This window comes from Streptomyces sp. NPDC059895 (assembly GCF_042731035.1).
In the GTDB taxonomy this organism is placed as follows: Bacteria; Actinomycetota; Actinomycetes; order Streptomycetales; family Streptomycetaceae; genus Streptomyces.
This window is the reverse complement of sequence record NZ_JBHWKO010000091.1, coordinates 1-12839: the sequence shown is the minus strand read 5'-3', so window position 1 is coordinate 12839 and position 12839 is coordinate 1. Positions and strand designations below refer to the sequence as shown.

The window sequence follows — 12839 nt, the reverse complement described above, 5'->3', positions numbered from 1 at the left end:
GCACCAACCCCCTACGGCCGGGGCAGACAGAACGACCGCACCAACGATCATGCCGGGCCACCCCGCACCCCTGCAGGCAATTCAGCAACAGAGTCGCCGCTGATCTCGTACTGACCCTCCGTGATGTGGTCGGGGAGCGGGTCAGCGGGGACGATGGCGACGTTCTCGTACGCGGTGTGGATGATGTCCAGGTAGCTGCGGCGGACGTTGTACTCCGAGTCCGACAGCCAGTTGATGAGGGTCTTGGTCGTCACATGGAGACCGGCGTCCGCCAGGGCCTGCTGCCCGCGGTGAGTCGCGGTGAGCTGACTGAGCTGGGCGTGCCAGTGCTTGGTGTTGTACGACGACAGCCGGTGGCGGGGGGTGACCTGAGAGCGCAGGAGGTCGTTGAGGGCGGCACCCAGGGAGCCGCCGCGGCCGGTGGGGCCGGCCATCAGTCGTCACCCTCGGGGATCATCTGTCCGGGCTGGACGAACTTGGCCTTCACTTCGCCGAAGCCGGTCCCGATGCGGTACGTGGACGGCGCGGTGCCGTCCGGCGTCCAGAAGACAGCCGCGTCGACGTTGCGCAGTGCGAGGAGCTGGTGGCCTTCCTCGACGGCCCTGAAGGCCACGCTCCAGTGACGGACGGACGCCTCCGCGACCATGCTCATGCGCCAGTCCGGCCGCCAGAACGGGGACCGCTGGGAGGGGCGCTTGGGCCACAGCAGACGCAGCGCGATGGACAGCCGGGTCTTGTACGCCTTGTAGGGGTCTCCGCCGACCTGGACGAGCTCGGTCCGTGCCTTGCGGGTGGCCTCGTAGAAGGGCTTGAAGAGGGACTCGTTGTACTTCCCGGTCCAGGAGTCGTGGATAGTCGGCATGGCGCCGAGGTGCTCCTCCCGGACGAGCTTCTCCAGCTGCTTGACGTGGGGGGTGGTGACCCACACCCGGCCGTCCTCGTCGGGACGGTCGATGATCCGCCCCAGGGGGTGCGGCATGTCGGTGCGGGTCCACTCCGGGATGTCGATGAGATAGATGCCGGCCTTCGTCTTGTCGTACGCGTCGAGCGGGCCGGTGTGCAGGAGCTTGTTCGGGGCGAGGGGGACGCCTGAACAGGCTGAGGGGAAGCTGCCGTTGCGGTCGATCAGGCACAGCACGCCCTCGCCGAACGAGTCGGGCACGTCGATCTGGTCGCGCCGGACGCGCTTTCCGTTCTCACGGATGTGGGGAACACGGGTGGCGGTGATGTCTGGGTGGACCCAGCGGGGCTCGCCGTCCATGTGCTCGCTGATCAGCGGCCACGGGCCGCTGTCGCGCTCTTCCTTGCGGATGACGGGGATCGGGTGCATTTTCGAGCGGCCGACCGCTTCCTTGAGGATCTTCAGAGCGGGGAAGACGTGCCCCTCGGGCTCGTCCTCCTCGTCGCCCGGCTTCAGCCAGTCCCCGCCGTCTTCCTCGTCCTCCGCTACGTCGCCCTGGGCCTGTCCGCTGTCCGCCGATTCGTGGACAGGGGCACTGTCAGCAGCGGCCTGACCGACGCTTGTGGCGGTGTCGGCGGGCGCGGGCGTGCCGTAGGGCCGCAGAGCGGCGGCGAGGCGGTGCCCCTCATGGGTGTCCGGCCACGCTGCTACCGCGGCGGCGGCCTGGAGCAGCGACGGCAGGATCTCCTTCAGCGCGCCCTGGTCGCCGCGCGCGACTGCGGTCCGCCATGCCGCGAGCTCGTGGGTGAGGGCGGCGGGGATCCCCTGGTGCCCGCCGGACGTGTAGGGAAGGGCGGCTTCGGCGAGTTCCAGCGACGCCGTTCCCCTGGTGGCCGCCGAGGGCCCGGGGCCCGCCGGGCTGTCGGTGTGGTCGAGGGGGGCGGCTCCTGCGTCGAGGAAGCGTGCGTGGATCAGGTCGGGCTGCAGGTACGCCGAGGCGATCGTGCCGAAGTCGCGCTCCGCGACCGTCACTTGGACCTTGGCAGGGTCCTCGGTCGGCGAGAGCGTCAACGTGACGTCGGCGTCCAGGAGACCCAGGAGTGCGGGATCGTCGCTGTCCACGATGGCGAGCACCGGCACGTGCAGCGTGCGCGCGAGAGTGGCCAGTACCTGGGAGGCGTCCGGGAGACGGTCCCCGGACAGCGGCAGACGGGCGCTGTGGGCGGCCTGCAAGCGATCCACGACCACGAGGGCCAGGCCCTCCATGTGCGGGGCGGTCTCCCTGATGTCCTCGGCGGTCAGGTCACTGCCGTCATCGATCATCAGGAGGTCGCCGGCCTGGACGAGCTGGTGGGCGACTTTCTGCTCATGCTCGGTAAGGCGGCCCTGCTTGAGACGCGCGTATTCGCCGCCGGTCTCGGCGGAGATGATCCGGCGGAAGATGTCGTCCCGGTTCGGTCCCGAGGCCGCGTACAGGACCATGTCGTGGTCGACAAGCGCCGTCTTCCGCGCGGCCGCCAGACCCAGCAGGCTTCCGCCGACACTCGGACGAGCTGCCACCAGCGTCAGCTTGCCCCGCTGCAGACCGCCCGTTGCGGTGTCCAGGCCGGGCAGCCCGAAGGTGGGACCGCCGACAGGGCCGTCGGTGAGTACGGAACCGATCGCGTCGCCGAGCGTGGCGAGCCTGCGGGGCGTGCTGCCGCGGTCCTGGTTGCCTTGGCTGTTCACCGCACCTCCTGCGGTCGCCGCGCCGGGGTGCGCGGCCGTGTCGGTCGAAAGGGCACTTGAGGCGGGGTCGGCGGGGAGCAGTACCGCGACCGGCGTGGTGTTGCGAAGGAGGACCTGCGGCTGACCCTTCGCTGCCAGCGTGACGAGGTCACCGAAGTCCCTCTGCGCCGCGCTCAGCACGTGGGCCGGGAAGGCGTCGGTCTTCCGGGCTGCCGGGAACCGGTCCAGCGGCGCGAGCAGAGCGCGCACCTTGTGCTTGGTAATCACCGTGGTGCGGCCGTCCTCTTCGGCGAGCCTCACCAGCGAGTACAGGGCGTTCCGAGCCGCGGTCGCATTCATCACGGCCTCCCCTTGCGGCGGCTGACTCTGACTCACTCACCCTCCAAGACCTTACAACTCACCACTATGATAGCAGACTTCACTCATTTACTTTGATTAAGTCACACAGTTTTGCATCTACCTCACTCACTCGTGAGGATCTCGGACGCCTGTTGACGGCTGCGTCGCGCTTCCCGGCCCTCAATGGGCGGGGGTAGAACGAAGGCCGGCCGCCCCTGTGCCGACCCCGGCCTTCGTCTAGCTCCGCCCGGGTGCGAGGTCAGTCAGCCCTGCGCCGCCTGATCCTGCTGCTGCGACTGGTCAGGCACGTGCTTGCGGAACCTCTCGTGTGCAGACTGCTTGCTCGTCATGAGCGCCTGCGCGATTTCGTCCCAGGAGTAGTCCGCCGCCCTGGCTGCGCGCACAGCATCTTGCTGCCACACCTCGGCTCCGTTCTGCAGTCGGGTCGCCACGTACACGGCGAGGAGGGGGCGCTGCTCGTCGAGTTCACCCTCCGGCCTCTGGGGGGCGGATAGCGCCTGGACTTCCTCTTCCACTTCGTCCAGCAGCCGTCGGAGCCGCTCGGGCAGCGTGCGGGACAGGCTGACCTCGGCGTGCCGGATCCACTCCCGTTGCAGTCCCTCATCGCAGGCATCGGGGTCGTCGAAGCCCGCGGGGCGACGAGGGCTGCGCCAGCCGCATGCGCATACGACCCGGAGTCCTTGGGCGCGCCGTCGCCCGTCACGGCCGTCGTACTTGTAGGACCAGGCCCAGCTCACGCGGCGCTTCCAGGTCTCTTCCGAGTCCTCGAAGGTGTCGTGAGGCGCGTCCTCCCCGCCGGAGAGCACGGCAACAACCCATCCCTCGTGGCTTCCGCTCTCGTCACCGGTGTGCAACCAGCCCATACGCGACTCCTCGACTCGACCACGGCAGAGTGCCGTCAGGAACCCCTGACGATACCAATATCGTCAGGGGTTCCTGACGGAAGCGAGCAAGTGGGTGCCGACGGCTAGGGATCGGCTTCGTCGATGTGCACTACGGGATGCATCGGCCGACTGGTCCGGGTCGCCGAGTGCACGGCCGGTCACCAATCCGCGGGTCCTTTGGTCAGCTTGGAGCGATCAGCAGCTCGCCGGTCGTGGGACTCTTGGCCCGATCCGGGGCATCGAGCAGTTTCTGCGTCGCCCACTGGGCTTCCTGTCGGCGTACGACCTAAGCTCCCCAGCTGCGTACGGATGAACGTCCCCAGCTATGTCGCGGGAAGCCGCACGGCTGAGATCTTGGTTGAGATCGTCAGGCTGGCCGGCGACACTCGCACGATGAGTCGTAGCGCATCGTCCGAATCGGTTGAACGAGGTTGGGACGGGCCGTGGTACCGGGTTCGCACGGACGCCTTCGAGGCGTCGTTCTTGCCTGGCCCGGACGAGGAGTTGGAGGCGGTGTGCAACGTTGATGTTTTCGTGGACCTCAAAGACGGCTCCCGGTGGAGCGCGACTGTCTTCACGGTCGCCGAAGTCGAACGCTTGATGGAGACCTGGGCAGGAAGCGGCGAGGCTCTCGGCGGCCGCTACTTCTGGGTCTCGGACGGCCTGATCGTCCGGGATCCCGGCATCGACAACATGACCCTTGTGATCGCCGGACTGATCGAGACCGACGAGTTCTCGGGGATCTTCCAGCGACTCGACAGCGAGTGAGCACGCCCTCGGCCGCGATCACGACGTGCCTGTTAGTACTCCAGCTGTAGTTCGTGATCTTCATGTCTGCTCGTCGTCGGCATAGAACAAGTCACTTCAGGCAGCGGGACATGGGCACTGTCAGGTGTTGGCGCTGAAGTATGCGGCGGCAGCGTCGATGAACCGGTCGTGTGCGGCTCGTGCGGTGTCCTGCGCTGTGGTGAGTTCCTCGATGCTCGTGGCGGCATCGACCATGTCGTAGGTGGCGACGACCATCGCCTGTGCGGTGGCGTGGACAGTCGGGTCGGGCACGAGGAGCCGCAGCGCGACCAGGGGGCGGGTGATGGCGGAGCGGGTGACATGAGACTTGGCTCGCAGTTCTTCCAGCTCATCGTCGCTGGCGCCGCGCAGGCGAGCCTCTCCTCGCATCCACAAGGCCCGGCGGTGGTCGGAGCCGGCGGAGGCGAGGATGGTCACCGCGTCGAGTCGGTCGCGGCGCAACTGCTCAGCGGCGGCTGCGCGCTCGGCGCGACCGGCCGCCAGGTGTTGGAACGTGCCGGTGACGATCGATCCGAGGAGCGTCCCGACGACGGCAAGGACAGTGGCGATCATGATCTGCTTTCCTGGTCGGGCGTCTGGTCCCGGGCGGGTGCGGAGACGGGTGCGGCCACCGTTGATCATCGTGAGTTGTGTGGACTGACGATGAGACGGTGGCCGCAGGTCACAGCATAGATCCCGGCCGTTGGCGGGATGCATTCGAGGCGGCCATGGGCCGTATCGCGGGCCGGTTCGCCCGGGTCGAACCCCGGTTGCGGGCCGCGCGGTTGGTGATGGGCCTGCTGTCGGACCTGCCGCGCAAGAACTGCTGGACGATCGCGGAGTGGGCCGGGGAGAAGACCCCGCACGGCATGCAGCACCTGCTGTGCCGGGCCGCCTGGGACGCCGATGCCGTGCGTGACGATGTACGCGAGTACGTCGTCGATCACCTTCGTGACGAGGCCGCGGTGCTGGTCGTGGACGAGACCGGCGATGTGAAGAAGGGCACCCACACCGTCGGGGTCCAGCGCCAGTACACCGGGACCGCCGGCCGGATCGAGAACTCCCAGGTCGCCGTCTATCTCGTCTATGCGGGCGAGCGCGGGCACGCGGCCGTGGACCGGGAGTTGTACGTCCCGCGCTCGTGGACGTGCGATCCGAATCGCTGCCGGGCCGCCGGGCTGGGCGCGGACACCGTCTTCGCCACCAAGCCGGAGCTGGCCCGCGTGATGATCGAACGGTTCCTTGACGCCGGGCACCGGGTCGGCTGGGTGACCGGCGACGAGGTCTACGGCGGCAACCCGAACCTGCGGGCAGCCCTGGAACAACGCGGCCTGGGCTATGTGCTCGCGGTGGCCCGCTCGGCCGAAGTGGCCACCAAAGCAGGCACGTTCCGTGCCGATGCGCTGGCCGCAATGCTGCCCAAACGGGCCTGGCAGAAGCTGTCGGCCGGGCGCGGGGCGAAGGGCCGCCGCTTCTACGACTGGGCTGTCATCGACCTCGCCGAGACGGCGCCGGGGCACCGCCAGCTGCTGATCCGGCGCAACCGCACCACCGGTGAACTCGCCTATTACCGCTGCCATTCCGCCCAACCGGTTCCACTGAGCACCCTGGTCAGGACGGCCGGCTCCAGATGGCGGGTGGAGGAGACCTTCCAGACCGAGAAGGGCCTGGCCGGGCTCGATGAACACCAGGTCCGCCGCTACCCGTCCTGGAGCCGCTGGGTTACCCTCGCCATGCTCGCCCATGCCTTCCTTGCCGTCGTCCGCGCCGAGGAGCACGCCCACCGGCCAGGACCGCACGACCTGATCCCGCTGACCTGCAACGAGATCCAGCACCTGTTCCTCGCCGTCGCTGCCCGCCCCCTGAATGACCCCGCCCACCGGCTCGGCTGGTCCGACTGGCGACGCCGCCACCAGGCACGATCACAGACCAGCCACTACCGGCGACAAGCCGCATCCCGGACATGAAGATCACGATCTACAGCTGGAGTAGTAGGTAGTTCGCAGACCTCAGCGCCACACCGGAGGCTGCGCACGATGTATGGGGGAGTGGCCGCCCGGTGTCCGGAACTCGATCGCATGGTCCCTCGGAGCTCGTAACACGATCACAGGCGGGTCTTCTTGAGGCGTCTCCAACAGATGAGGCCGCAGGCCAGAGCAATGCCGGTGATTTAGTGCATCGGTGCAGGTGGGACGCCATACTGGTGGCGGTTTTGGGTGGGTAGGCTCCTGGGGTGCATGAGGGGATGCGCCCCGATCTGATGATGCGCCAGATGATCTCGGGACACGGCAACGGGGCTCCCGGTAGGACAGAAGATCGTTCAAGATCCGACTGTCTGCAAGGGAGCCCCGTTGGGTGCTCAGTCTGCCATCGCTGCTGCTTCAATCGTCATGTCGACGCCCCGTCCAGTGCCCGCTCAAAGCTCCCGAAGGCGGTTGGAGCCGCAGTTCGGCGACCGGATCCGGCTCGGCGTACTCACCGAGGAGATCACCCCCGAAGTGGTCGATGACGTACTGGAGTTGACCGGAAGGGTCGAGCGCCGCCGCAGGCTCCTGTCGGCCCGCGCGGTGGTCTACTTCGTCCTGGCTCTGTGCCTGTTCAGCAGCTCCGACAGCACCGGGCCGCCGGGATACCGGGTGGTCCTGCGGACCCTGACCGAGAAACTGCGGCACCTGCCGGGCGGCCTCGTCCAGCGCCTGCCCACCAGTTCGGCCCTCACCAGAGCCCGCCAGCGCCTGGGCGACAAGCCGTTCCAGGCACTCTTCGAAGGGTGCAGATCTTCTGAGGGTGCCTCGTTGGGGTGATTCGCAGAGGTTCGGGATGTGGCTGGTCGTGCCGACTTCTACCGTCGCCGGGGTCGAGCCCGCCGTGAGGCGTGCGGGTGCTGAGCGAGGGTGGGTGTGGTGTGCCGTCGTTGATGGAGGCGTTGGAGGCCAGGCGGGCTGAGGTGCTGGGCCAGGCCGAGCGGCTGCGTGAGCAGATCGCTGGTCTGTCCGAAGAGTTGTCGCGGGCCGAGGAGCGGCTGGCGCGGTTGCAGATCGCGCGCGAGGCGGTGGAGGAGGTGCTGGCCGCGCCGTCTTCGCCGGTGCCGGGCACGGACGCCGCGGGCGGGAGTGCCGACGGGGTCGCTGTGGCGCTGGTGAAGGCCGAGGCAGAGCTGGACGTGACAGTGATGTCGCCGGAGTACCGGGAGATCATCGCCTTGTTCGCAACCTCGGGGGCGGCGATGCGTGTATTGACCCGTGAGGTTGGGGACGCGGCTGGCGGGTGGTTGGCCCTTGAGCGCGGTGTGTCCGCGGTGGTGATTGTAGGTGTGGAGCCAGACGGGGTATGCCTCGCGTCGTTCGGTCTCGGTCCGGTATGCCTTCGCGTAGGCCCACTCGTCCAGCAGGGTCCGGTTGAACCGCTCCACCTTCCCGTTCGTCTGTGGCCGGTAGGGACGGGTGCGCTTGTGTGAAATGCCTTGCTCGGCAAGGGAGTTGCGCCACAGGTGCGACTTGTAGCAGGAGCCGTTGTCGGTCAGGACCCGCTGGACGGTGATCCCGGCGGCGGTGAAGAAATCGTTGGCCCGTTGCCAGAACCCGACGGCGGTTTCCTTCTTCTCGTCGGTGAGGATCTCGCTGTAGGCCAGGCGGGAGTGGTCGTCGACGGCGTTGTGCAGGAAGCTCATGCCGGCGCCGGCGCGGTTCTTGCGGCCCGCGGCCCGGCCGAGGACCTTGTGGCCGCCGCCGTCGGGGACGTTCCCGAGCTTCTTGATGTCGACGTGGACCAGGTCGCCGGGGGCGGCGTGCTCGTAGCGCCGGATCGTGCGGCCGGTCGCCCGGTCCAGGTGGGCCAGGCGCGCCAGCCGGTAGCGGGTCAGGACACGGTGGACGGTGGCCGGGTTCAGCCTCAGGAGGTAGGCGATGCGGGCCGGTCCCCACCGGCGCAGGACGCGGACCTTGATGATCCGGCGTTCGGTGCGGGTCGGTGTCCTGCGCGGACTGGAGTGCGGGCGGGAGGACCGGTCGGCCATCCCGGCCTCGCCCAGTTCGCGGTAGCGCGCCGCCCACCGCTGAGCCGTGGTGGGCGAGACCTGGAAGCGCTCGGCGGCCCGGCGCAGCGGCCAGCCGTCCTCCACGACGCAGCGGGCCAGACGCAGGCGGCCGGTCTCGGTCAGGGGTGCATTACGGTGGGACACGAGGGCCTTTCTGTTGGTGCAGATGTCGCAATCCACACCGAACCGGAAGGCCCTCACCCGTTCAAGATCCCCCAGCCGAGACCTGGCTCACCCGTCCACAACCTCCCGGGACAGAACACCTAGCTCGCCCCGCACTTCGCCGTGGAGATCCACCTCCACCTCGCCGCGGCCTACCCGCTCGAGCCGTGGGTGGAGCACTTCGACTGGCTGGAGCCGCTGTTCGAGGAACGGCTGGAGACCCGCGACGGCCGGATGCTGGTGCCCTCCCGGCCCGGACTCGGCATCACCCTCACCGACCAAGCCCGCGCCTGGACGGTCGCCACGCACGAGGTGGGGCGACACCCCTGAGGGTCCCCTCCCACCCACCACTCCCCCGTACGCAAGGAGATCGGTGTCCGCATCACCGTCCCGGCCCATCGTGCCGGGGTTCCACCCCGACCCGTCCATCTGCCGGGTGGGCGAGACCTACTACATGGCGCACTCCAGCTTCGAGTACGCGCCCGGCATCCCCATCCACCGCAGCCACGACCTGATCACGTGGGAACTGGTGGGCAACGTCCTTCCCCGCATCGCGCCCGTGGCCTTCAGGCCCGGCGGCAAGCAGGCGGGAATCTGGGCTGTGACGCTCCGGCACCACGCGGACCGGTTCTGGCTGACGACCACGGACGTGTCCCAGCCTGGGCGGGGTCAGCTCATCGTCAACGCCGAGAGTCCCGAGGGGCCCTGGTCGGAGCCGGTGTACGTCGACGGCGCCCTCGGCATCGACCCCGACCTCGTATGGGACCCGACCGGGACCTGCCACCTCACCTGGGGGGCCATCTCCCAGGACCTCCAGGGCGTGACGAGCGTGCCCGTCGACCCCGTCACCGGGAAGATGCTCGGCCGGCCCCGCCCGCTGTGGGCCGGCACCGGCCTGGACTCCACCGAGGCGCCGCACCTGTACCTCGTCGACGACTGGTGGTACCTGCTCGTCGCCGAGGGCGGCACCGCGCGCGGCCACACCGTGGCGGTGGCCCGGGCACGCTCGCTGGACGGCCCCTTCGAGCCGGCGCCCCACAATCCTTTGCTCACCCACCGCAGTACCGCCCACCCCGTGCAGAACGTGGGCCACGCCGACCTCGTGCGGACGCCCGACGGCTCATGGGCGGCGGTCTACCTCGGTGTCCGTTCGCGCGGAGTGACACCGGGCTTCCACGTCAACGGCCGGGAGACGTTCCTCGCGGGCGTCGACTGGGTCGACGGCTGGCCGGTGGTGGACGAACACCGCTTCCGGGTTCCCGTCGTCGACCGCTCCTTCGAGGACCGGTTCACCGAACAGCACCTCCACCCCCGATGGATCGCACCGGCGCAGGGACCGCACACCTTCACCCGGCCCGTCCCCGGCGGACTGGAACTCGCGGCCGACGCCGAGCGCACGGCTCCCCCGATGCTGCTCACCCGGACGCTCGACGAGGAGTGGACCGCGGAGGTGGACCTCGACGTGTCCCGGGGCGCCGCCCGGGTCCTCGTCCGCATGGACGACGCCCACTGGTACGGGGTGACTGTCGCCCCGGAGGGCGCCGAGGCGATTCTCGCCATCGGTCCGGCCGTCGCGCCGGCCGGACGACACCGTGTCCCGCGGCCGGACGAGGTCACCGTGCGTCTCTCGGCCAGACTGCCGACAGGCTCCGAGTCCTTCGGCCCCGACCTCGTGGAACTCGCGCTCGTGCTGGACGACGGCTGCGTGCGAGCGTTCGGCTCGTTCGACGGCCGGTACCTGTCGACCGAGGTGGTCGGTGGCTTCACGGGCCGCACGTGGGGTGTGGAAGCCCTCCACGGCAGACCCGTGGTGCGCCGCGTCAGGTACGTGTCCACCGCCGCGGAGGAGCAGCGCTGAGTCCGGCATCCGGCTTCGACGAGCAGGACAAGCGGACACCGAACACGCACATCAAGCCCGTCGCGCCCACGCGCGGCGAACTCGCACAGCGGAGGAGACCCGTGAGCAAAACCAAGGCAGCCCTCGTCGTACGGGGCGGCTGGGACGGCCACCAGCCCGTCGAGGCCACCGACCTGTTCGTCCCGCACCTCAAGGCACACGGCTACGAGGTACGGATCGAGGACTCACCCAGGATCTACGCCAACGCCACGTACATGGCCGGCGTGGACCTCGTCATGCAGTGCGTGACGATGTCGAGCATCGAGAAGGAAGAGCTCGTCGGGCTGCGCACGGCCGTCGAGAACGGCACCGGCCTCGCGGGCTGGCACGGCGGGATCGCCGACTCGTACCGCGAGAGCGCCGACTATCTGCACCTCATCGGCGGCCAGTTCGCTTGCCATCCGGGCGTGCACCCGGACGAACGCACCGGCGAGCAGTCCGACGCCTACGTCCCCTACACGGTGAACATGCTCCCGGCCGCGGCCACCCACCCCATCACCGAGGGCCTGGCCGACTTCGACCTCGTCACGGAGCAGTACTGGGTCCTCGCCGACGACTACATCGACGTCCTCGCCACCACCACACAGAAGATCCGCCCCTGGGACCCCTGGCACCGGGAGGTCACCTCGCCGGCCATCTGGACCCGCAGGTGGGGTAAGGGCCGGATCTTCGTGTGCACGCCGGGACACCGCGTCGAGGTCCTGGAGAACCCCAGCGTCCGTACCGTCATCGAAAGGGGCCTGCTGTGGGCCAGCCGCTGAACATCGGAATCGTCGGGTGCGGCAACATCCTCGGCCAGTACCTGGCCAGTCTGCGCAGACTCAAGAACGTCGCCCTGGTCGCCGTGACCGACCTGGACGCGGAGAAGGCGCGTGCCGTCGCGGAGGAATGGAGCAGCGGGGGCGGCGGCGCCGTGCGCGTCCTGAGCACCGACGAACTGCTCACCGACGACGGCGTGGACCTCGTCCTCAACCTGACGACCCCCGCCGCGCACAGCGAGATAGCGCTCAAGGCGATCGCGGCCGGCAAGCACGTCTACGGCGAGAAGCCGCTGGCGGCCACGACGGACGAGGCCTGGCAGGTGCTGGCGGCAGCCAGGCAGGCCGGGGTGGTCGTCGGGTGCGCCCCGGACACCGTCCTCGGCACCGGTATCCAGACCGCGCGCAAGGCCGTCGACGACGGACTCATCGGTACGCCGGTCGCGGCGACGGCGACCATGGTCACGCCCGGCCACGAGCGCTGGCACCCGAACCCGGACTTCTACTACGCGCCCGGCGGCGGACCGCTGCTCGACATGGGCCCGTACTACGTCACCGCACTGGTCACCTTGCTCGGTCCCGTGGTCTCGGTGATCGGGGCGGCGAGCCACACGCGTGCCGAGCGAGAGATCGGCAGCGGTCCGCGGGCCGGCGAACGGTTCGCGGTCACCGTGGACACCCACGTCACGGGCGTCCTCGTGCACGAGTCCGGGGTGCTCTCGACGCTGGTGGTGAGCTTCGACGCGACCGCGACGCACTCCACGAACATCGAGGTGCACGGCCCCCTGGGCACCCTTCAGGTGCCGAACCCGAACAACTTCGACGGCGACACGCGTCTCTTCCGTCTCGGCGCCGACGAGTGGGAGACTCGGTGAAGGTGGACAGCCGGGCGGAGCGGCCGGCCGCGGTCCCGCTGACCGACCTCTGAGCACGACGCGGAACCGAGGAACGTGGCCGGGGAGCAGCACCGTACCGAGTCGGTGGCGCTCCCCGGTGCGGCAGGCACGTGTCCTACTGCCACCCATGAAGACCGGAGCGCGGGGCCGGCTCCGGGACGGGCAACAGGACTGCGTACGCCCGGGATTGCCGCGGCCGCACCGCTCCCCCAACCTGTTCGACCTGCACCCGCCCGTCCAGATCGACGGCGGCTTCGGTGCGACCGCCGGCGTCCTGGCCTCGGATCCCACTCGCGGGAGGAGGGCAGCCGGGACGGTGTCACGGCCCCGGGGGCTTAAGACGTCGTCTCATTTGGCGAGTCGGCGGTAGCAGATGAGGCTGCAGGCGATGGCGGTGAAGGCCAGGAAGTGCTCGGCCTTGCGTTCGTAGC

At 69.2% G+C, this 12839-nt stretch carries 9 protein-coding genes and 3 pseudogenes; 7 read left to right on the top strand and 5 right to left on the bottom strand.

Going from position 1 to position 12839, the window contains the following annotated elements; genetic code table 11:
* Window positions 1–47: 47 nt before the first annotated feature.
* The 3 genes from ACFV9M_RS40960 to ACFV9M_RS40950 all read right to left on the bottom strand — a co-directional run bounded on the left by ACFV9M_RS40960 (window position 48) and on the right by ACFV9M_RS40950 (window position 3852).
* Complete coding sequence (locus ACFV9M_RS40960; RefSeq protein WP_385078946.1) at window positions 48–434, bottom strand: hypothetical protein; 387 nt, start codon at window positions 432–434, stop codon at window positions 48–50.
* Window positions 434–2968: a DnaB-like helicase C-terminal domain-containing protein gene (locus ACFV9M_RS40955; RefSeq protein ID WP_385078944.1), complete on the bottom strand. Its 2535-nt coding sequence runs from the start codon at window positions 2966–2968 to the stop codon at window positions 434–436. Before ACFV9M_RS40955 ends, ACFV9M_RS40960 begins: the two co-directional genes overlap by 1 nt.
* Before the next feature lie 263 nt (window positions 2969–3231).
* The gene (locus tag ACFV9M_RS40950; protein ID WP_385078943.1) at window positions 3232–3852 is read right to left on the bottom strand and encodes a hypothetical protein; all 621 of its coding nucleotides are present in this window, start codon (window positions 3850–3852) and stop codon (window positions 3232–3234) included.
* 414 nt (window positions 3853–4266) lie between these two features.
* Here ACFV9M_RS40950 and ACFV9M_RS40945 point away from each other — a divergent pair, with 414 nt between their 5' ends.
* Entirely contained in the window at window positions 4267–4641 is a 375-nt protein-coding gene (locus ACFV9M_RS40945; RefSeq protein WP_385078948.1) for a hypothetical protein, read from the top strand.
* A gap of 120 nt (window positions 4642–4761) precedes the next feature.
* Here ACFV9M_RS40945 and ACFV9M_RS40940 read toward each other — a convergent pair whose 3' ends face one another.
* On the bottom strand, window positions 4762–5232 hold the full coding sequence (locus ACFV9M_RS40940) for a hypothetical protein (RefSeq protein ID WP_385078941.1): 471 nt from the start codon (window positions 5230–5232) through the stop codon (window positions 4762–4764).
* A 155-nt stretch (window positions 5233–5387) separates the two neighbouring features.
* Here ACFV9M_RS40940 and ACFV9M_RS40935 point away from each other — a divergent pair, with 155 nt between their 5' ends.
* On the top strand, window positions 5388–6626 hold the full coding sequence (locus tag ACFV9M_RS40935) for an IS701 family transposase (RefSeq protein ID WP_385078939.1): 1239 nt from the start codon (window positions 5388–5390) through the stop codon (window positions 6624–6626).
* 468 nt (window positions 6627–7094) lie between these two features.
* Window positions 7095–7463 carry a transposase domain-containing protein gene (locus tag ACFV9M_RS40930; RefSeq protein WP_385078936.1) on the top strand — a complete coding sequence of 123 codons (369 nt, stop codon included), beginning with the start codon at window positions 7095–7097 and terminating at the stop codon, window positions 7461–7463.
* Window positions 7464–7888: 425 nt separating this feature from the next.
* Here ACFV9M_RS40930 and ACFV9M_RS40925 read toward each other — a convergent pair.
* Window positions 7889–8839 (bottom strand): annotated as a pseudogene (locus ACFV9M_RS40925) (IS481 family transposase); the annotation flags it as partial.
* Window positions 8840–8962: 123 nt separating this feature from the next.
* Between ACFV9M_RS40925 and ACFV9M_RS40920 the strand changes: the two are divergent.
* The 4 genes and pseudogenes from ACFV9M_RS40920 to ACFV9M_RS40905 all read left to right on the top strand — a co-directional run.
* Window positions 8963–9187, top strand: a pseudogene (locus ACFV9M_RS40920) (enolase C-terminal domain-like protein); the annotation flags it as partial.
* A gap of 43 nt (window positions 9188–9230) precedes the next feature.
* Entirely contained in the window at window positions 9231–10715 is a 1485-nt protein-coding gene (locus tag ACFV9M_RS40915; RefSeq protein WP_385078934.1) for a family 43 glycosylhydrolase, read from the top strand.
* Window positions 10716–10816: 101 nt separating this feature from the next.
* The gene (locus ACFV9M_RS40910; RefSeq protein ID WP_385078931.1) at window positions 10817–11515 is read left to right on the top strand and encodes a ThuA domain-containing protein; all 699 of its coding nucleotides are present in this window, start codon (window positions 10817–10819) and stop codon (window positions 11513–11515) included.
* Window positions 11500–12381 (top strand): annotated as a pseudogene (locus tag ACFV9M_RS40905) (Gfo/Idh/MocA family protein); the annotation flags it as partial. The gene ACFV9M_RS40910 and the pseudogene ACFV9M_RS40905, both read left to right, overlap by 16 nt.
* Window positions 12382–12839 lie beyond the last annotated feature (458 nt).